This window comes from Halocalculus aciditolerans (assembly GCF_014647475.1).
GTDB lineage: Archaea > Halobacteriota > Halobacteria > Halobacteriales > Halobacteriaceae > Halocalculus > Halocalculus aciditolerans.
Genome location: NZ_BMPG01000001.1, coordinates 201,426 through 220,427, shown reverse-complemented (window position 1 = coordinate 220,427; position 19,002 = coordinate 201,426). Strand labels below are relative to the sequence as shown.

The 19,002-nt window shown below is 67.9% G+C and carries 15 protein-coding genes; 10 read left to right on the top strand and 5 right to left on the bottom strand.

Annotation, left to right across the window (positions count from 1 at the left end):
* The first annotated feature begins 60 nt into the window (after positions 1 to 60).
* The 4 genes from IEY26_RS01060 (at position 61) to IEY26_RS01045 (ending at position 3,449) form a co-directional block, all read left to right on the top strand.
* On the top strand, positions 61 to 1,473 hold the full coding sequence (locus tag IEY26_RS01060) for a DHHA1 domain-containing protein (RefSeq protein WP_188974962.1): 1,413 nt from the start codon (positions 61 to 63) through the stop codon (positions 1,471 to 1,473).
* A 42-nt stretch (positions 1,474 to 1,515) separates the two neighbouring features.
* On the top strand, positions 1,516 to 2,481 hold the full coding sequence (gene kdgK1 / locus IEY26_RS01055) for a bifunctional 2-dehydro-3-deoxygluconokinase/2-dehydro-3-deoxygalactonokinase (protein ID WP_188974960.1): 966 nt from the start codon (positions 1,516 to 1,518) through the stop codon (positions 2,479 to 2,481).
* 170 nt (positions 2,482 to 2,651) lie between these two features.
* Positions 2,652 to 2,978, top strand: a complete 327-nt coding sequence (locus IEY26_RS01050; protein ID WP_188974958.1) for a DUF5783 family protein — start codon at positions 2,652 to 2,654, stop codon at positions 2,976 to 2,978.
* 114 nt (positions 2,979 to 3,092) lie between these two features.
* On the top strand, positions 3,093 to 3,449 hold the full coding sequence (locus IEY26_RS01045) for a NifU family protein (RefSeq protein ID WP_188974956.1): 357 nt from the start codon (positions 3,093 to 3,095) through the stop codon (positions 3,447 to 3,449).
* Positions 3,450 to 3,534: 85 nt separating this feature from the next.
* On the opposite strand, the gene IEY26_RS01040 is transcribed toward IEY26_RS01045, so the two are convergent.
* Positions 3,535 to 3,822 carry a DUF7130 family rubredoxin-like protein gene (locus IEY26_RS01040; protein ID WP_188974954.1) on the bottom strand — a complete coding sequence of 96 codons (288 nt, stop codon included), beginning with the start codon at positions 3,820 to 3,822 and terminating at the stop codon, positions 3,535 to 3,537.
* Positions 3,823 to 3,992: 170 nt separating this feature from the next.
* Here IEY26_RS01040 and IEY26_RS01035 point away from each other — a divergent pair, with 170 nt between their 5' ends.
* From IEY26_RS01035 to IEY26_RS01020, 4 genes are all read left to right on the top strand, one after another.
* The gene (locus IEY26_RS01035) at positions 3,993 to 4,736 is read left to right on the top strand and encodes a hypothetical protein (RefSeq protein ID WP_188974952.1); all 744 of its coding nucleotides are present in this window, start codon (positions 3,993 to 3,995) and stop codon (positions 4,734 to 4,736) included.
* 68 nt (positions 4,737 to 4,804) lie between these two features.
* Positions 4,805 to 6,235, top strand: coding sequence for an APC family permease (locus IEY26_RS01030; RefSeq protein ID WP_188974950.1), 1,431 nt, complete (start codon positions 4,805 to 4,807; stop codon positions 6,233 to 6,235).
* Entirely contained in the window at positions 6,236 to 6,916 is a 681-nt protein-coding gene (locus IEY26_RS01025; RefSeq protein WP_188974948.1) for a universal stress protein, read from the top strand.
* Between the two features lie 54 nt (positions 6,917 to 6,970).
* Positions 6,971 to 8,107: a site-2 protease family protein gene (locus IEY26_RS01020; RefSeq protein WP_188974946.1), complete on the top strand. Its 1,137-nt coding sequence runs from the start codon at positions 6,971 to 6,973 to the stop codon at positions 8,105 to 8,107.
* Positions 8,108 to 8,471: 364 nt separating this feature from the next.
* Here IEY26_RS01020 and polC read toward each other — a convergent pair whose 3' ends face one another.
* Entirely contained in the window at positions 8,472 to 13,457 is a 4,986-nt protein-coding gene (gene polC / locus IEY26_RS01015) for a DNA polymerase II large subunit (protein ID WP_188974944.1), read from the bottom strand.
* A 128-nt stretch (positions 13,458 to 13,585) separates the two neighbouring features.
* Between polC and IEY26_RS01010 the strand changes: the two genes are divergently transcribed.
* Positions 13,586 to 14,734: a PAS domain S-box protein gene (locus tag IEY26_RS01010; RefSeq protein ID WP_188974942.1), complete on the top strand. Its 1,149-nt coding sequence runs from the start codon at positions 13,586 to 13,588 to the stop codon at positions 14,732 to 14,734.
* Here the strand turns inward: IEY26_RS01010 and IEY26_RS01005 are convergent, their stop codons facing one another.
* Entirely contained in the window at positions 14,735 to 15,814 is a 1,080-nt protein-coding gene (locus tag IEY26_RS01005; protein ID WP_188974940.1) for a M20 family metallopeptidase, read from the bottom strand.
* Between the two features lie 97 nt (positions 15,815 to 15,911).
* On the opposite strand from IEY26_RS01005, the gene IEY26_RS01000 reads away from it, so the two are divergent.
* Positions 15,912 to 16,532: an HD domain-containing protein gene (locus tag IEY26_RS01000; protein ID WP_188974938.1), complete on the top strand. Its 621-nt coding sequence runs from the start codon at positions 15,912 to 15,914 to the stop codon at positions 16,530 to 16,532.
* Here the strand turns inward: IEY26_RS01000 and IEY26_RS00995 are convergent.
* Complete coding sequence (locus IEY26_RS00995) at positions 16,529 to 17,704, bottom strand: inorganic phosphate transporter (RefSeq protein WP_229773879.1); 1,176 nt, start codon at positions 17,702 to 17,704, stop codon at positions 16,529 to 16,531. The genes IEY26_RS01000 and IEY26_RS00995 overlap by 4 nt on opposite strands.
* Positions 17,705 to 17,944: 240 nt before the next feature.
* On the bottom strand, positions 17,945 to 18,478 hold the full coding sequence (locus tag IEY26_RS00990) for a DUF7529 family protein (protein WP_188974936.1): 534 nt from the start codon (positions 18,476 to 18,478) through the stop codon (positions 17,945 to 17,947).
* Positions 18,479 to 19,002: the final 524 nt, after the last annotated feature.

Below are 19,002 nucleotides of genomic sequence, written 5' to 3'. Positions count from 1 at the left end.
CGACGGAAACGAACGGATTTCTACGTGGCTTTAAACGCGAGAGCGCCCTAGGTCGGGGTAATGAGTGGTCCCGTTCCGGAACTGGAGGAACGCGCGGAGCGGTGCGCGGACGCGCTGCGTGACGCGGAGTCGGTGCTCGTGGCGTCGCACATCGACGCGGACGGGCTGACGAGCGCGGGCATCGCGGCGCGGATGCTCGAACGCGCAGAGATTCCGTTCGAGTCGGTGTTCGAGAAGCAACTGGACGACGACGCCATCGCGGGAATCGCGGCGTCAGCGTACGACACGGTCCTCTTCACGGACTTCGGGAGCGGGCAGCTAGAAGCGATAACGGAACACGAGGAGCGCGGGGAGTTCACGCCGATAATCGCCGACCACCACCAGCCCGCGGAGGCGGAGACGGCGTACCACCTGAACCCGCTGTTGGAGGGCGTGGACGGCGGGAGCGAGCTGTCAGGGGCGGGGGCGACGTACGTGCTCGCGCGGGCGTTCGAGTCGGAGGCGGGCGCGAACAAGGACCTCGCGGCGCTCGCAATCGTGGGCGCGGTCGGCGACATGCAGACGACGGACGGCGAGCTCACGGGCGCGAACGTCGCTATCGCGGAAGAGGGCGTCGAGGCGGGCGTGCTGGACACGACGCGGGACCTCGCGCTCTACGGGACGCAGACGCGCCCGCTCCCGAAGCTCCTCGAATACGCGAGCGAAGTCTACGTCCCCGGCATCACGAACGATTCGTCGGGGGCGATGCGGTTCCTCGACGCGCTCGACGTCGAGACGAGGACGGACGGCGACTGGCGGACGTGGGCGGACTTGAGCCACGAGGAGCGCCAGGCGGTCCTGTCGGCGCTCATCAAGCGCGCGGTTCGGAACGGAGTGGCGTCGGAGAAGCTGGACGCGCTCGTCGCGACGACGTACACGCTCGCCGAAGAGGAGCCGGGGACCGAAGTCCGGGACGCGAGCGAGTTCTCCACGCTCCTCAACGCGACGGCGCGCTACGAGCGCGCGGACGTCGGCCTCGCGGTCTGCCTCGGGGACCGCGAGGAAGCCTACGACGCCGCGAAGGAACTCCTCGCGCAGCACCGGCAGAACCTCTCGAGCGGCGTTCGCTGGGTGGAGGAACACGGCGTGACCGCAGAAGAACACGTGCAGTGGTTCGACTCGGGTGACGAGATCCGGGAGACCATCGTCGGCATCGTCGCGGGGATGGCGCTCTCCGCGGACGGCGTGAGCAGGGAGAAGGTCATCCTCGGGTTCGCGAATAAGAGCGCGGAGGAGTCGAAGGTGTCGGCGCGGGGGTCGCACGCGCTCGTCCGGCGCGGTCTCGACCTCTCCGAGGTGATGGGCGAGGCGTCGCGGTCGGTCGGCGGCGACGGCGGCGGCCATACGGTCGCGGCGGGGGCGACCATACCGAGAGCCGAGCGGGAGGCGTTCATCGCGGCGGTCGACCGGCTGGTCGGCGAGCAGCTCGACTGACAGGGCGAAGTCCTTATCCGGTCGCTCTCGGTAGCGCGAGCCATGACTGAGGATTCGCGGCTCGTGACGTTCGGGGAGTCGATGCTCCGGCTGTCCCCGCCGGGTCACGAGCGGCTGACACACACGGATCGTCTCGACGTGCACGTCGCGGGCGCGGAGTCGAACGTCGCGGTCGCGGCGAACGCGGTCGGCCTGCCGAGCACGTGGACGTCGAAACTTCCGGAGAGTCCGCTGGGGCGGCGGGTGACGAACGCGCTCCGCGAGTACGGCATCGATACGGCCGTCGCGTGGAGCGACGACGGCCGACAGGGGACGTACTACGTCGAAGCCGGGACGAAGCCGCGAGGAACGAACGTCGTCTACGACCGCGAGGGGGCGAGCGTCCGCACGGCGACGGTCGACGACCTGCCGCTCGACCGCATCGCGGCCGCGGACGCCTTCTACACGTCGGGTATCACGCCCGCGCTCGGCGAGACGCTCAGAGAGACCACGGAGGCCGTCCTCGAAGCGGCGCGGGGAGAAGACACGCTCACGGTCTTCGACGTGAACTACCGGTCGAAGCTCTGGACGGGAGAGGAGGCGAGAGCGGGTATCGAACCGCTCCTCGGCGACGTCGACGTGCTGGTGTGTGCGCGGCGCGACGCCGAACTCGTCTTCGACGTCGACGGTACGCCCGCGGAGAAAGCGCGCGCGCTCGCCGACGAGTACGGTGTGGAGACGGTCGTCGTCACGCGCGGCGCGAACGGCGCGCTCGCGGTCCACGACGGCGACGTCGTCGAGCGCGACGCGTTCGAGACGGAGACGGTGGACGCCGTCGGCTCCGGGGACGCGTTCGTCGGCGGGTTCCTCGCGAAATTCGTCCCCACCGGCGACGTCGGGCGCGCGCTCGAATACGGGACCGCGACGGCCGCGCTCAAGCGCACGATTCCCGGCGACATGGCGGCCGTGACCCGCGAGGAGGTCGAGGCGCTCGTCGCGGAGGGTGGCGACGGCGGCATCTCGCGCTGAGGAGCGACTACACGCGAACCCGGTCTTCCGATTCTGCCTGCATCGGCGAGGCGTCGAGCGCGTCGTTCCGACATCCGCTCCCCGGACTACCGAGTGGTTTCTGTATCGCGCTATGTAGTTTATCAGTGGCGGATCGGCCGACTTTTACTTCGGGGAGCCGACCGAGTAATATGGCCGATTTCACGCCCGAGGAGTTCGAGGAAGAGAAGTACGTCGATTACTTCCCGCAGCTCCAGACCGCGTACAAGCGCACGTTCAACACGATGAACGAGGAGTACAGCTCCGACCTCGTGCACGCCATCGACCAGCAGATTCTGAACGAGAGCGAGCCGCACTACGAGGGCGACGGCGAGTTCACCATCGAACTCCCCGAGAACCCGCTCGAACGCCTGACCGACGTCGTCGCCGACGAAGAACGCGTACAGGAGCTCCTCGACATCTACGTCGAAGAACTCAAGTCGGAACACCGCCGCGTGTTCGGCTTCGAGGGCGAGTAGCCGCAGTGATTCCGCCGCGGACAGCGTTCTCTTCGCGTCTCTGGGGAGTTTTCGCGTCGAGCGAGTGAGGCCGGCAACCAAAGGTCTAAGCGTCACGACGCCCAATCAATGAGTATGAGCACGGAGAGTCAGAGCGGCGACGACCTGGAGGATCGAATCAACGGGTTCCTTCGCCGGAACTTCCCGCAGATCCAGATGCACGGCGGGAGCCACGCGATTCAGAACATCGACCGCGAGGAAGGCATCGTGAACATTTCGCTCGGCGGCGCGTGTTCCGGCTGTGGGATTTCGCCGATGACGATTCAGGCGATCAAGTCCCGGATGGTGAAGGAGATTCCCGAGGTCAACGAGGTCCACGCGGACACCGGCATGGGCGGCGGGCACGACGACGGCGGTATGACGCCGTCCTTCCCGGGCGCGTCCGAGAGCGACGACGCCGAGGACGACGAAGGCCCGCAGGCCCCGTTCTGAGACGGGTCGCAACGCCGGTCTCCGGCACTATTCGATTTTCTCGTGTTTTCGCGAGTGAGAAGCGGTCGCGCTGTGCCGCGTCGGTTCAGTCCTCGGTCCACCAGTAGATTGCTTCGGTGGGAGCGCCGCAGTTCGGGCAGGTGTCGGGGAGGTCGTCGATGTCGCCCATCTCGCCGCAGTCGTCGCAGCGCCACATGAGCTCGGCCTCGCCGAGGTCGTGCGGGGTGTGTTCGTGCTCGACGCTGTACTGGCCGGCGTCAGTGCGGCTCGTGACGGTGAATCCGTCTTCGTTGAACCCGCGAACGGTGCCGAGTTCGTTTCCGTCGTCGTCGTAGACGGGCTGTCCGAGTCCGATCTGCGAGTCCTCTGCCATACGCCCGCCTTCGCCTCCCCCCGTCATAAAGGCGGCCGCCGAACCGCCAATAAATCGAATAACGCGATATAGAAATGGAGTCAGAGTGCGAGCGGCGCGGGCAGAGCGTGGCCGGGAAGAGCGCGTCGTAGCCCACCACATTTAATTTCTATTAGACACAGAGTGTAATTATGAGTGGAGATTCGGGGTCGTCGTCGGGACAGCCGCAGACGATATCGATAGCGAGTGACGCGACCTCGGTCGCGCTCGACGAGGCGAAGCGTACGATTGACCGGCAGGCGGAGATGTTCGACGACATTCAGGGGAAAGCGATCAACTTGATGAAGTACACGGTGACGCTCGCGTCGCTGCTCGCGACGGGCGTCACCCTGCTGGAGAAGAGCGCGGCGCTCGACTCCTTCGCCGCGCTCGTGAACGGCTACACGGTGTCGAGCATCGGCCTGCTCGGGCTCGCCGCTGTCGTCTCCGGGTTCGCGTACACGCTCTCGACGCAGATTAACGGCATCGGGCCGGACGGCGTCCGGGACGCGGCGCGGGCGGAGACGCCCGAGTACAAAGAGCGGCTCGTGAGAGGGTATGCGGACTGGATCGAGCAGAATCGGGAGCTCAACGAGCGCGCCGACGCCTGCGTCTCTCTCGCCATCCTCCTCGTCACCGGCGCGGTCATCGCGCTCGGCACCGGCCTCGTGAACGTCTTCGTCGTCGACCTGCCGCTGTGGGCGGCGGGCGTCGACGTCGTCGTCTTCCTCGCGCTCGCCTACGTCTCTGGAGTCATCCACCGACTCGTGAGCCTCGCCGTAAACTACGACGGGGGGACGCTCAACCCCGTGCTCGGCGGGCGGAAGAACGGCGCGCTCCCCCACTCCACGAGCCGGACGCGCGAGCGCCTCGATACACTCCGCGGCGACGACTGAGCGCGTCCGTGCGTCCGTTCCGCCGGTCGGCCCCAACTCATTTTTACTGACTATTCGACGGTTCCCGTGTGAGCGAGAGCACCGCGAACGCCTCGGGTGAGAACCGCGCGGGCGAGACGCCCGTCGCCGACGAGCTCGAAACGGTCGAGGACGGTGACGTCACCGTCACCGAGGGCGGAACCGAGTTAGAGCGAACCATCGGACTGGTCGGCGGGCTGGCGATCGGCGTCGGCACGATGATCGGAGCGGGTATCTTCGTCTTCCCCGGCATCGCCGCCGGGCAGGCGGGGCCGGCCGCAGCGGGGTCGTACGCCATCGGGATGGTCATCGCCCTCCTGGTGGCGCTCCCGGCGTCGGAGCTGGCGACGGCGATGCCGAAGTCCGGCGGCGGCTACTACTTCGTCTCCCGGTCGCTCGGCGCGCTCGCCGGCACGGTCGTCGGCGTGAGCCTCTGGCTCAGCCTCGTCTTCGCGTCCTCCTTCTACCTCGTCGGGTTCGGGAGCTACGCCGCCGAAGTCCTCGCGCGAGTGGGCATCACGCTCTCGTTCAGTCCGACCGTCGCGCTCGGCCTCGTCTTCGGCGCGCTCCTCACCGGATTGAGCTTCACCGGCACGGAGAACACCGCGAAGCTCCAGAACTACGTCGTCGCCATCCTCCTCGTCATCCTCTCGCTCTTCCTCGCGTACGGCGGCGCGAGCGCGCTCGGGTTCATCGGCGAGTCGAGCACGCCCGAGACGTTCATGCCCTTCGGCGCGATGCCCGTCGTGACGACGGCGGCCCTCGTCTTCACCTCCTACCTCGGGTTCGCGCAGGTCGCCACAGTCGCAGGAGAGATCAAGAACCCCGGGCGGAACCTCCCGCTCGCGATGGTCGGCAGCGTCCTCATCGTCGGCGTCTTCTACGTCTGCACCGTCTTCGTCGCGACGAGCGCGTTCGGCAGCGCGAAGCTCGCGTCCTTCGGCGAGACCGCGATGGTCGAAGTCGCCGGGAGCTTCTGGGGGCCCGCGGGCGCAATCGCCATCCTCGTCGCCGGCCTCCTCGCCACGGTCTCCTCCGCGAACGCCTCCATCATGAGTTCCTCGCGCGCCGTCTTCGCGCTCAGCAAGGACGCGCTCGCCCCGAAGAAGGCCAGCGCGATCAACCTCAAGTACGGCACGCCCCACGTCGCCCTGACGATGGCGGGCGTCCCGACGCTCCTCCTCGTCGCCTCCGGCGAGACCGAAATCCTCGCCGAAGTCGCCTCCATCCTCAGCCTCGTCATGTACGGCCTCATCTGCGTCTCCCTCCTCGCGATGCGTCGCGACGAACCCGAATGGTACGACCCCGACTTCCGCGTGCCAGCCTACCCCGTCGTCGCCGGACTCGGCGCACTCTCCTCCTTCGGCCTCATCGCGTTCATGCAGCGCACGAGCCAGATAGTCGGCGTCGTCGTCATGCTCGCCGCGGCCGGATGGTACTACTACTACGCCCGCGACGTCTCCCTCAAGGGGGCCCTATAGATGACCAAAGTACTCGTCCCAGTCAAGATCCTCGAAGGCGAATCCGTCACGCCCGGCCTGTTCGACCTCCTCTCCACCGTGGACGTCGTCGTCCTCGGCTACTACGAGGTCCCCGACCAGACACCGGCGGAACAAGCGAAACTCCAGTTCGAGGAGCGCGCACAGGCGAAACTCGACGAACTCCGACGGGGGTTCGCGGACGCCGGCGGCGACGCCGAAACCCGCCTCGCGTTCACCGGCGAAGCCGAGCAGACCATCGCCCGCGTCACCGTCGAAGCGGACTGCGACGCCATCGTCCACCCCGGCGTCGCCCACGACGCCGACCGCCTCCTCGTCCCCTTCGTCGGCCGAGCCGACGTCGGAACCGTCGTCGACTTCGTCGCCGCGCTCGTCGGCGACCGCGACATCACCGTCTCCGCACTCGGCCTCGACGAAGCCGTCAGCCGCGAGGAAATCCGGAACGCGCTCGACGCCGCCGGCCTCGACACCGCCGACCTCACCATGCAGCCCGAGTCGACGGGCGACGCCATCGCCGCAATCGCCGACCTCGCCGTCGACTACGACCTCGTCGTGATGGGCGAACCGAAACCGACGCTCTCCGAGTGGGTGTTCGGCGACCTCGAAGACCGCGTCGCCCGCGAATCCCTCGGCCCCGTCGTCGTCGTCCGCGCCCGCGACTGAACGCGAGTCGCCGGCGGCGGTGATTATTACTGCCGCCCCATCGATGATGTGCGTATGCAGAAGTTCACCGTCGGTCGCGTGTGGGGCATCCCCATCAGGATCGACCTCTCGCTCGTCATCTTCCTCCCGATTCTCGCGTGGCTCCTCGGAAGCGGCGCACAGATCGACGCCTACGCCGGCGTCGTCAACGCGCTCGCCCCACAGGACTACGCCCTCGACGCCCTCAAGTCCGGGTCCAACCCGTGGGTTATCGGCATCGCGTCCGCCGTCGGCCTCTTCGCCGGCGTCGCCATCCACGAACTCGGCCACGCCTACGCCGGCCGCCGCTACGGCGTCCAGACCGAATCCATCACCCTCTGGCTCCTCGGCGGCCTCGCCAACCTCCAATCTATCCCCCGCGACCCACAGAAGGAGTTCGGCATCGCGCTCGCCGGCCCCATCACCAGCGTCCTCGTCGCCGCCGCCTGCTACCTCGGGCTCTACCTCGTCCCCGCCGGCCTCCCCGTCGCCGGCTTCGTCGTCGGCTGGCTCGCCGTCACGAACCTCCTCCTCGCCGGCTTCAACCTCCTCCCCGCCTTCCCCATGGACGGCGGCCGCGTCCTCCGCGCCTACCTCGCCCGCACCCGCCCCTACGGCGTCGCCACCCGCATCGCCGCCCGCATCGGCGTCGGCTTCGCCGTCCTCTTCGCCATCTTCGGCATCCTCGCCTTCGCCCCCCTCTTCCTCCTCCTCGCCTGGTTCGTCTACTCCGCCGCCACCGGCGAATCCCGCACCGTCCTCCTCGACGACCTCTTAGAGGGCCTCACCGTCCGCGACATCCTCGCCGAACCCCAGACCATCGACGCCGACGAAACCGTCCAGGCCTTCGCCGACCGCATGCTCGCGGACCGCCGCACCGAATTCGCCGTCACCGAGAACGGCCACGTCGTCGGCCTCGCCACCATGGACGCCCTCAAACGCGTCCGCGAAGTCGAACGCGACGCCTACGCAGTCCGAGAGATCATGCGCACCGACCTCCCCACCATCGACGCCGACGCCGACGCCTTCGAAGCCCTCGCCACCCTCAACGAACAGAACGCCCCCGCGGCCTTCGTCGAAGACTCCGGCGACGTCGTCGGCGTCGTCACCCGCACCGACTACGTCTCCGTCCTCCAAACCCGCCGAGAGTTCGGCGTCACCGTGCCGGCCTAACGCGGTTCGGAGCGAGGCCGCGAAGCGGCCGAGTGAGAACCCCGAAACCGCGAGCGGGAGCGACTGGAAGGAGCGACACGCGAGCCAGCGCGAAGCATCGAGCCAGGTCGCTCACGGCTCGTCCTTCCGCCGTCACCGGGACGCTGCGCGCTCCGGTTGCGAGCGAGAACGACTTTCCCGCCATCGTTCGTGTTTACCGTGATTCTCGCACGCTCCTCGTTACCCGCGGGCTCACGGCTCCCGTCGTCGTACGGGCGACCCATGAGTCGCCCGTACGGCAAGCGGGACGCAAAGCGTCCCACTCTGGTCGCCGTTCGTGTGCATCGCGGTTCTCACTCCTCGCTTCGCTCGTCTCCGAGCCACGTCACATGAAGTCGGCGATGCTCCCCTGTTTGTTCTTGTCGTTCTCGAAGATTGACTCGAGGGACTGTTCGAGGACTTCGAGGCGTTGCTTGGTGTATTCGCGGCAGTCGTACTCTTCGGCGACGGTGATGGCGGTGTCCATGTACTTGTTGACGGAGCCTCGGTGGACGGTGAGGTTGACGCGGCCGCCGCACTCGCGGCATTCGCCGGAGAGCGGCATGCGTCGGTATTTCTCGCCGCAGTCGAGACACCGCGTCTCCTGGCGGGAGAAGGCGCGGAGGTTCCCGATGAGGTCGGGGAGGAAGTGGCCCTCGATGACGCGTTCGGCGACGTCGGTCTCGTCGACGGCGCGGAGTTTCCGCGCGAGTTCGAGTTGGGCGTCCATCTTGTCCATCATCGACCCGAGCGTCTTGTACGCGGAGAGGTCCGGGCCGAGCGCGATATCCGTCGTGTCGTGCGTGTGGAAGAAGCCCGTGTACTCGTCTTCGGTCCCCAGTCCCTCCTCGGCGATGCGGATGTCGACGTCCTCGGGGTCCGCGAGCTCCCGCGTCGCCTCGTAGAACTCCCGCGGGTACTCCCGCACGACGTCCATGTTGTGCGCCTCGTCGTCGATCTCGGACGGGTCGATCCGACTCGACATCACCAAGGGTGCGTCCATCCGCCCGCCCCTAGAACTCGGCAAGAAGGATTTCGAGAAGTTGAGGAGACCGTCCATCAGGAGCATGACGCAGTCTTCGTCGCCATCGCATTGACCAGAGTACAAATCGTTTGCGACGAGCGTGTGAGTGTCCGAAACCGTCAGCGAGTACGCGAATTCTGTCTCACCCTTGACTATTTCGACCGTTTCGACTTCGTCTAGTAGGGAGTCGCCGCCGTCCCCGAACAATCGCTGTGGTCGGGTCTCGACGGAGGAGATGGCGTACGATAGAGCCTCGGATTTCCGGTCAAGGTGGAAGCCGACGGAGTTGGCAAAGCGAACTGCGTTCTCGGAAGTTATCTTGACCACCCAGGTTTCGAACTCGGGTGAATTCCCGTCGTAGAACGCGGCGACCGATCCCGTCTCGATAGTCCGTCGTTCGCGGTAGACTTTCGTCGCGATACCGAACCGCTTGAGCGCCGCAATGAGGTCCTGCTTCAGTTCATTACTGACCGTGTGTGCTCGCACCTCGACCCGGTCCTTGGAGGCGCTACCGTCACCAGAGAAGTATCCTGCGAGGAACGCGCGGAGAACTGACTTGGGCCCAGACGTGATAGCGTCCGGGATGCGCTTCGCCTCCGCCCGCTCACCAACGGAGAGAACCTCCGAGAAGAGCGTCGTGACGAGTCGACTCGAGACGGTGAGTTTCCACTTGTTCTCCTCGAACGCCGCGACGCCCAAGGCGTCCTCGAAAGTCTCGGTAAGGTATTCTCGGGCCGATTCGTCGGGAATGCAGATCGTCGTCTGGTAGAAAGAGCCGTCCTCGTGACGAGTGAATCCTTCAGCCGCATAGTAGCCGAGCAGACCGCCGAAGGCGTCGTCGACGGTGAAAACACGGTCGATCGAAGCCGTGTCTCGCCGAGCGGCGAGAGTGACGTCTCTGGGAACAGCGTCAGGGACCGCATCCCGTCCGAGAAGTTCGACCAGCACGCCCGCCGGGACGCTATCGCGGGAGACCCAGTTGTAGACTGTCGACTGACTCAGACCGAGCGTCTCAGCGGTTGTTTTGAGATACGTACCGGAGTCTGTGGCCTCGGCGAAGATATCCTTGAGGCCATCCGCTCCGATACCTCGGATCATCAGGTCCTCGTTCGGGATAGTATCGGTGTCGAGGAACTCGGCGAGCAGATCGAAGGACTTGGGCTCACCGTCGATATCGAGACGTTCAGGGGTGAGAGCTCGGTCTCCGGGTTCGAGATCCTGTGCTTTGACCCGTTCGACTCGATTACCAGTCCATCGGCGTAGAGAGTGATCAGGCGTGACCGTAATCTCGCGACCACTCCGCGTTTCGATGCGGACCATGTGGTCGGGGGAGGGGTGTTTCGAGACGGCTTCGACGGGCTTTCTGACTTGTTCGCCGTCCGCAGTTATCGAGGGGACGGAGACGTCGCCGTCGAGTTCCTGGACGAGCGTGCCGAAGTCATCCTCCTCGGGGTCGTCGAGGCGCTCCTCGACGAACTCGCCGATGCGGCCGTAGTGGGTCTCACCGTCCTCGTCGTCGTACCAGATCTTGGTGTCCGGGTGGAAGCAGTTCCGGCGTTTGGCGGCGTGGAAGTAGGGGTGGGCGTAGCCGACGGCGGCGCTCGTGAAGCCGACGACTCGTCCAACTGTGGCGGCGCTGGTGTGGGGGGCCATGCCGAAGACGAGTTCGCCCACGAGTTCGTCGCGGTCGTCGATGTCGTAGAAGGCGTCGAGGCCGTAGTACTGGGTGAGGAGGTCGTCGACGAAGTCGGCGGTTTTGAGGAGGTGGTCGGCGGCACCGTCGGGGAGGACGATGTCTTGGACGCGGAGTTCGACGAGTTGGTCGTCGTGTTCGAGGGGGTCGCCGTTGATGTCGGTGTCGTAGCCGAGGGCGCGGAGTTGGTCGACGGTGACGTCGAGTTCGGCGGCGCGGAGGGAGGTGACGGGGAGGTCGGTCATGTCGTAGCGGACCGTGCCGTCCTTGAAGGCGGTGACGCCGTGTTTGGCGCGGAGGACGCCTTTCTCGATGGGTTCGGGGATTTTCTCCGTGGACATGAGTCCCTTGACGCCTTTGAGGATGTCGTAGGCGGCTTCGCGTTCGCCGACGCTGTCGAGGGCGTCGCGGTATTCGCTGCGGAGGTCGATAGACTGCGTTCGGAGGTTGTCGAGTTCGCGCTCGCAGCGCGGGCATTCGACGCGGCCGGACTCGTCGGGCTCGGCGGAGATTTCGCAGTCGGGGCACTCGTAGTAGGGGTCGGTCCAGGCGTCGCAGTCCGGACACCGCGGCTTGTAGGTCCGGCTGCTGCAGTCGGGGCATTCGCGGACGCCGAGTTCCACGTCGACCTGGCCGGCGACGCCCTGCATCCCGTCTGTATGGCGGGCGGCGTCGCCCATGTTGCGCTGGTTCCCGCCGGCTTCGCCGATGGGGAAGAGGCTGTGGACGGCGGGAGAGAGGTCGCGGGATTCGGATTTCTCGGGACGACCCATACGCGCGCCGATGCGGGTGGGAGCGCGTTCCTGAACGGCGAAGGGGGCGACGTGTTCGACGGCCTTCATCGCGTTCTCCCAGGTTTCGGCGTCGGCGGGGAGGTCGTCGCGCGTCCACTCCCGCGTGAGTTCCGCGTCGAAGCCGAGCGTGCGGACGAGCGGCTCCCACTCCGCCAGTTCGAGGTGTTCGCCCTGGTGGTGTTCGACGAGGAGGGCTTCGAGGGATTCGCGGACGGCGTCCTCGTTCGGGAGGACGAGTTCGTCGCCGTCCACGTGACCGCGGTCGATGGCGTCGGCGAGCGCGCAGACGTGGTCGACGTCGAGGTCGTGCCAGAGGTAGGTGTACGTCGGGTGGAGGGGGGCGTCGTACTCGGCCGCCCAGTCGAGCGCTTCCTCGACGGTCGGGTCGCGGAGGTCCGTGTAGGGAGAGTCCCGGAGGGCTTGGACGTCCGCGCCCGCGGCCTCGAAGTCCTGCACCCACCACTCGTAGGTGTAGGCGGCGGGCGCGAGCGGGTGGTTGTTCTCCACGAACTCCCCGTAGTTCACGAGGTATTCGCCGAGGTCGAGGATGTCCGTGACGCCGTTGTTGATTTCGCGGGCTTCTGCGGGGCTGTCGATGCGGCGGACGTCGCCGTTCGCGAGTTTGACGGTCGGGCCGTCGATGGAGTCGACGGGGACGACGCCCGCGGCCTTCCCGGGCCGTTCGGTCTTGATTTGTGTTCCCGTCGCGAGGAAGTCGTCCATGATGTGCATGGAGGCGGGGTGGACGCCGGCGGTCGCGAACCCGTGGTTGCGCGCGCGACCGTATCGTAATCTGAAGCCGCCGGCCTCGCTCGGGTGGCCGAAGACGGGGCGGCCGGCGATGAGGTCGCGGAGGTACTTCGTCGCCGGGTCGACGCGCGGCGGCCCGGTCGGCCCCGCGTCCGCGTCCTCGTCGGTCTCGGTCTCCGCGTCGGCGGCCTCCTCGTCCTCGCTCGCGGCGTCGTCGTCGCCGTCGTCGTCGTAGTACGTGCCGTCGATGAGGTCCTGAAGCCACGGCCAGTCGACTTCGTCGAGCTGGCGAGTGTAGCGCTGAATCTTCGGGGCTTTGAGCGCGATCCCTTCGGCGAGCACGAGACACATGCCGCCGCGGGCGCTGTTGGTGTCGACGCGTTCGAGGTCGCGGAAGCCCGAGACCTCCTCGTCGCCGGTGGCCTCCCCGTCCAGCATGATGGGCATGTGCTCTGCGATGAACTTCGTCTCCTTGTCCTTCGGCGAGTACTGGAGGCCGGTCTCGGAGTCGTAGAGCGAGATCTCCTCCGCGTACCGCTCGATTTCCTCGCTCCGCGCGTTGAACTCCTCGATGCCGAGGAGCGACCGGGCGTAGTCGGCGACGAGGACGGAGAGCGCCTGTGCCGTCCCGCCGGCGGAGCGGATCGGGCCGGCGTAGTAGACGTTCACGAACTCCGTGCCGTCGTCGTTCGGGAGGAGTTCCACGCGGTCGATGCCCTCGATGGGCGCGGCGACCACGCCCTCGGTGAGGAGCGCGACCGCCGTGCGGACCGCGCCCTCGACTTTCCCCTCTCGCGTCTCGTACTCCCCGACCGAGCCCTCGACGAAGTCCTCGACGAGTTCGAGCGCGGCCTCCTCGCGGCTCATCTCGCCTTCGAGTTCGCGGACGCGCTCGGCGACGCCGTCGATGCCGAGGATGTTCTCCACGCGGTCCGCCATGTCCTTCGCCACGGGAATCTCGACTTCGGGCTTCGGGTCCTCGCCGCGGGCCTTCGCCGCCTCGGCGACGTCGAACGCCTCGTCTAACCGGGACTCGATGCGTTCGAAGTAAACCTCGTCCTCGCGGCGCATTCGTTACTACCCTCAGTACTCAACGCGCGTTCTTGAGGATTGTGCTCGGCGCGCCGACGACGCCGCCGAGAACCGGACGCCCAGACTGCGGCAGTAACGGTTAACGTCGAGACGCTCCGAAGGCGGACATGGGGAGTCTGAGCGAGCGGGTCGCGACAGGAGAGGTCGAGCTGTGGGAGGACGAGTCGTTCCTCCGCGCGCTCGTCGAGAACACGTCCGAGGGGCTCTTGACTATCGACACGGACAGCGTCATCGTCTTCGCGAACCCCGCCATCGAGCGGATTCTCGGCTACGACCCCGCGGAGCTCGTGGGGAGTTCGAAGATGACGCTCATTCCCGAACGCCTCCGCGACGCCCACCAGCGCGGCCTCCAGCAGTACATCGACACGGGCGAGCGCCACTTCGATTGGGACGGCGTCGAACTCGTCGCGCTCCACGCCGACGGCCACGAGGTGCCGGTGTCCGTCAGCCTGCGCGAACACGAGTACGACGGCGAACGCCTCTTCACCGGCATCGTCACCGACATCACCGAGCAGAAACGACGCGAGCGCCAGCTCCGCCAGCAGAACGAGGAGCTGGAGGAGTTCGCGGACGTCCTCTCACACGACCTCCGGAACCCGCTCACAGTCGCGCAGGCACACCTCCGGATGGCGCGGGAGAACCACAGCGGGGAGAGCGAGCGCCTCCAAACCGTCGACCGGTCGCTCGAACGCATCGACGACATCGTGACCGACATGCTCGCTCGCGCCCGCGAGGAGACGGTGGACGTGTCGGGAGCGATATCGCTCCGTGACGTCGTCGTGGACGCCTGGGAGACGGTCGCGACGGCGAACGCGACGCTCGACCCGCCGGACCCGAAGTGGCGGGTGCGCGCGAACCGGAGTCGCGTCCGCCAGCTCGTCGAGAACCTCATGCGAAACTCGGTCGAACACGGTTCTCCCGGCCCTCCCTCGCAGGCTCGCGAGGACGCCGTGGAGCACGGCGGCGAAGGCGTGACGGTTCGCGTCCGCGTGTTCGACGACGGCACCGGGTTCGTCGTCGAGGACGACGGCACCGGATTCCCCCCCGAGATAGTCAGCGGCACCAGCGCTGCAGAGAGCCGGGAGCGCGGCCGCTACGGCCTCTACATCGTCGGCACGGTCGCCGCCGAGCACGGCTGGTCGGTCTCTTTCGCGGAGAGCGAGTCGGGCGGCGCGCGCGTCGAGTTCACCGACGTCCACTTCTTCACGAGCGCCGTCGACGAGACGCCGCCCGAGCGCGCGGAGCCCGAATCGTAGTCACCGCCAGTCGTCGGCGAGCGCTCGATACGTCCGGTAGCAGCGGTCGAGCACGCCGAGCGAGACGGATTCGTCGGCGGTGTGGGCTTCGCCGGGTTCGCTCGCGCCGTAGACGACGCAGGTCGTGCCCGCCTGTGCGAGCCAGCCCGCGTCGGTCGCGTGCGGCTTCGTCACCTGCTCGGGGTCGCCGTCCTGACTCTCGCGCGCGGCGTCGAGCACGCGGTCGGCGAAGTCGCCGTCGTCGCACGCCATCGGCGGGAGGTCCTGGTCGACCGTCCAGGAGACGCCGTCGATGTCTTCGACGCGTTCGAGGGCGGCGCGCTCCCCCGGAACGGTGCGCTCGTCCACCGTCACCTCGCAGGTCTCGGGGACGACGTTCCACGCGCTCCCGCCCTCGATGCCCGTCACGGCGACGCTTCCATGTACTCGGTGCCCGAGCACGTCGACTTCAGGGAAGTCGAGGTCGCGGACGACGTCGACGGCGTCGCAGGCGCGGTAGACGGCGTTCTCGCCGGCATCCGGCTCGCTCGCGTGCGCCGCCGACCCCTCGGCGGTGAGCGTGGAGCCGCGGCGGCCGCGGTGCGCGACGACGACGTCCGTCACGCCCGCCTTCGAGTAGTTCGTCGAGCCCTCCGCGACGACGGCGTAGTCGGGCGCGAACCCGTCGTCGATGGCCGCTCGCGCGCCGGTTCCGCCGACCTCCTCGCCAGCGAACGACGCGAACGCCACCTCGCCGGCCGGGGTGGAGTCGCGGAACGCGAGCATGCACGCCGCCACCGCGCCCTTCATGTCCGCCGCGCCGCGGCCGTAGAGCCGGCCGTCGCGCTCCTCGACGACGTACTCGCCGTCCGCGACCTGGGAGTCGTCCGGCGGCACGACGTCGTGGTGGCCGACGAACGCCAGCGACTCGCCGTCCGCGTCCCGGTTCTTCCACGCGAGCACGTTCCCCGCGTCGCCGCGTTCGACGTCGGCCTCCGTCTCCGCGCGGAGCCACGCCTCGATGGCGTCGCCCGCCGCCGTCTCGTCCTCGTGGCTCGGAATCGACACGAGGTCCGCCGTCAGTTCGCCGAGTTCGTCCATACCGAGAGAGGGAGGTCCACGCCCCGAAAAACCAGCGGGTGCCGGCAGCCCGCGAGCGACGGGTCGTTTTTCTCGCGCGCGCCCGTCGACTCCGAACGTGACCGACGAACTCGAACGCCTGCTGGAGGTAGCGGCGCTGAAAGACGAGACGCGGACGGGGTGGGCGCTCCGCGGCGTCGCGAACCCGGAGTCCGTCGCCGCGCACACGTGGGGCGTGGCGACGCTCTGCCTGCTCTACGCCGACGAAGCCGGCGTCGACCCCGACGCCGCGTGCGCGATGGCGGTCGTCCACGACCTCGCCGAAGCTCGAACGGGAGACGTCCCGACGCGCGCGGCGGACGTCGAAGACGGCGGCGCGAGCGAGGAGCGCGAAGGGAAGGAAGCCCGGGAGCGCGAGGCGATGGCGGGCCTGCTCGACCCCTTCGAGGGCGAGGGGATCCGCGAGCGCTGGGAGGCCTACGAGGCGCGGGACACCGCGCTCGCGCGCTTCGTGAAGGACATGGACCTCGTGGATACGTGTCTGCAGGCCGTGCGCTACGAGCGAGAGGGACGGTATCCGAAGGACGAGGCGAACGAACACTTCGACGAGTACGAGGACTTAGACGAGTTCTTCGCGACGACCGCGCCGCGCCTCCGCACCGGCGTCGGCGAGCGCCTGTTCGAAGCCGCGAAAACCGCCTACGAGGCCGAAATCGGCCGGGAGTGCCGGCTCGGCTAAGCGAGAAGGAGTTCGGCGGCGACGTAGAACGCGTAGGCGGTCGCGGCGGCAGCGACCATCGAGCCGACCCACGCGACCGCCGTCTTCGCCGTCTTCCCCTCGGAGACGCCGCTCACGCCGTCGACGAGGCCCGCGCCGACGACGCCGGAAATCATGACCTTGTTGAAGGAGAGCGGGTAGCCGAGCGCGATGGCGGCTTCGGCGACGAGGAACGCCGGGACGAGCGCGGCGATGGAGCGATAGGGGCCGAGCGTCGCGTAGTCGTCGGCGACGGCCGAGATGAGGCGGGGCGCGGCCGTCCACGCGCCCACGAGGATACCGAACGCGCCGAGCGCGAGCACCGCGAGGAGCGAGAGCGAGTCGAGCGACGCGACCGCGGGGAGGAGCGGGCCGACGGCGAGCGCGACCTGCGTCCCGCCGCTCGTGAAGACCACGAGCAGGCCGAGCGCCACCAGAAATCCGCGGACGCCGTCGTGGCGATAGCGGTGGACGAACCACGCGGTCACCGCCGCGACGGCGAGCGACAGCCCCGCGACCGCGGCGACGACCGCCGACGAGACCCCCCAGACCGCGGGCGCATCGGGAGCCGCCGCCCCGGCGACCGACGCCAGCGACGCCCCGTTTAAGACTGTGAGCGGGGCGAGAGCGAACACCGCCGCGACCACGAACGCGATTACCGGCACCGACTCCGCGTCCGGCACGCGCGTCACCACGAGCACGTACGCCACGGCGAACGCGATGACGACCTCGACGACGGGGATGACTCCCCAGAACGCCAGCACGGACAGCAGAGTGTCCGTCGCCACCGCCCCGCCGAGCGCCACCCCCGCCCCGAGCGTCGCCCCCGTCACCGTGAACGCCACCGGAATCGGGTAGCCGTACCGGTTCCCCGCCGCGATGAACGACGCCGACACCAGCAGAATCGCCGTCGTCGCCAGCGGCGTCAACGTCACGCCGTGCACGAACCCGTGGCCCATCGTCTCCGACACCGCGCCGCCCTGCGTGAGCGCCCCCGCGGCCGCAACCACCCCCACGAGCAACGCCGCGCGCCGCGGCGACAGCGCGTCCGCGCCCACCGCCGGCGAAATCGGCGCGGAGTTACTGTTCGCCCCCACCGTCCACGCCATGAAGAGACTCGCCACCCCCGCCACGAGGAGAGCCGCGACACCCATCACGACGCGCCACCGGCGACGACGCGACACCCAGCACGAGACATACACCGACTACCCGACATCCACAGAAATACACCGGCCCTCACCGTCCGCGACACCGATCCCTACCTCGCGCCGCCGCACTCGCGTGACACACACGCGTCGCCGATTCGACCACCGCGAGTTCTCGCGGGGCGGAACTCGCGTCAGCCCGTGTCCGCCCGCCCGCGGTTTTCGGCCGCAGTGCGGCGGAGCGTCGGCTTACTCCTCGGGGAGGAGGCGGTCGATGTCGGGGAAGAACTTCTCGTAGGCCTCGTGCTCGAAGGACGCGACGTGCGTGCCGTCGAGGCGCTGAAGATGCGAGAACACGACGCCTTCGCGTTCGGCGGCGACGGCGACGCCCTCCGCGTCCCCGAGTTTGTACGACGCCGCGATGAACACCGCAGTCTCCGTCGCCGGGTCGAGGAGCACGAGCACGAAGAACACCGTCCCTTCGACCTCCTTCCGGTAGACGTCGAACTGCGGGAAGCCGGCGTCCTCGACGGCCGCCTCGATGGCGTCCGCCTTGTCCCCCGGGACGACGTGCACGAACCCGAACCGGTCCGACTCGCCCACGTCCACCGACTCGCAGCCGACCTGCCCGACGTGGACGCGAATCGTCTCCCACCCCTCCGCCTCGTACTCGTCGGCGAGCGCGGTCATGTCCTCCAGCGTCTGCGACCACGCGTCCTTCTTCGCTGCCTCGGACACCAATCCGTGCTCGTCGCCGCTCTCCTCCGGCGCGTCCTTCACCATACCCGCGTATCACTGCCAGACGCGGTAAAACTTGACGCCTCGCTACCGAAACACACGCGGTTTTCAGCCGTGAAACGGCTGAAAACCGCGAAAACGCGAGCGGCGAAGCCGCGAGCCGCGCGATTCGGACAATCAGACAGCCGTTGCCGCATCACGGCTGAAAGGGGCGAGCGGCATGTCGCGCTCGGCAACGCTCCCGATGAGGAAACGGTTCTCAGTCGCTCGCTCCTTCCGGAGTCGCGCTGGCTCGCGGGTCGCATAGCTCCCCGCTCGCCGTTTCGCGGTTCTCACTCCCCCCTGCGGTCGTCGCTCCGAACCGCGCTGCTCGCGTGTCGCTCCCTGCGTTGTACGGGCGACCCACGAGTCGCCCGTACGGCAAGTGGGACGTGCTACGAGAGACGCTCCGCGTCTCTCGGCATGACGAAACGGCTTCGCCGTTTCGAACCACTTCGCGTCCCACCCTGGTCGCTCCCGTCACCGGAACGCTTCGCGTTCCGGTTGCGAGCGAGAACGTCGTTCTCGCC

What these genes read in the sequence shown, in the direction of transcription:
- IEY26_RS01005 (WP_188974940.1), bottom strand. Translation starts at nt 15,814, where the DNA reads ATGGACGAACTCGGCGAACTGACGGCGGACCTCGTGTCGATTCCGAGC.
- IEY26_RS01025 (WP_188974948.1), top strand. Translation starts at nt 6,236, where the DNA reads ATGACCAAAGTACTCGTCCCAGTCAAGATCCTCGAAGGCGAATCCGTC.
- IEY26_RS01060 (WP_188974962.1), top strand. Translation starts at nt 61, where the DNA reads ATGAGTGGTCCCGTTCCGGAACTGGAGGAACGCGCGGAGCGGTGCGCG.
- IEY26_RS01040 (WP_188974954.1), bottom strand. Translation starts at nt 3,822, where the DNA reads ATGGCAGAGGACTCGCAGATCGGACTCGGACAGCCCGTCTACGACGAC.
- IEY26_RS00995 (WP_229773879.1), bottom strand. Translation starts at nt 17,704, where the DNA reads ATGGGTGTCGCGGCTCTCCTCGTGGCGGGGGTGGCGAGTCTCTTCATG.
- IEY26_RS01035 (WP_188974952.1), top strand. Translation starts at nt 3,993, where the DNA reads ATGAGTGGAGATTCGGGGTCGTCGTCGGGACAGCCGCAGACGATATCG.
- IEY26_RS01010 (WP_188974942.1), top strand. Translation starts at nt 13,586, where the DNA reads ATGGGGAGTCTGAGCGAGCGGGTCGCGACAGGAGAGGTCGAGCTGTGG.
- kdgK1 (WP_188974960.1), top strand. Translation starts at nt 1,516, where the DNA reads ATGACTGAGGATTCGCGGCTCGTGACGTTCGGGGAGTCGATGCTCCGG.
- polC (WP_188974944.1), bottom strand. Translation starts at nt 13,457, where the DNA reads ATGCGCCGCGAGGACGAGGTTTACTTCGAACGCATCGAGTCCCGGTTA.
- IEY26_RS01045 (WP_188974956.1), top strand. Translation starts at nt 3,093, where the DNA reads ATGAGCACGGAGAGTCAGAGCGGCGACGACCTGGAGGATCGAATCAAC.
- IEY26_RS00990 (WP_188974936.1), bottom strand. Translation starts at nt 18,478, where the DNA reads ATGGTGAAGGACGCGCCGGAGGAGAGCGGCGACGAGCACGGATTGGTG.
- IEY26_RS01020 (WP_188974946.1), top strand. Translation starts at nt 6,971, where the DNA reads ATGCAGAAGTTCACCGTCGGTCGCGTGTGGGGCATCCCCATCAGGATC.
- IEY26_RS01050 (WP_188974958.1), top strand. Translation starts at nt 2,652, where the DNA reads ATGGCCGATTTCACGCCCGAGGAGTTCGAGGAAGAGAAGTACGTCGAT.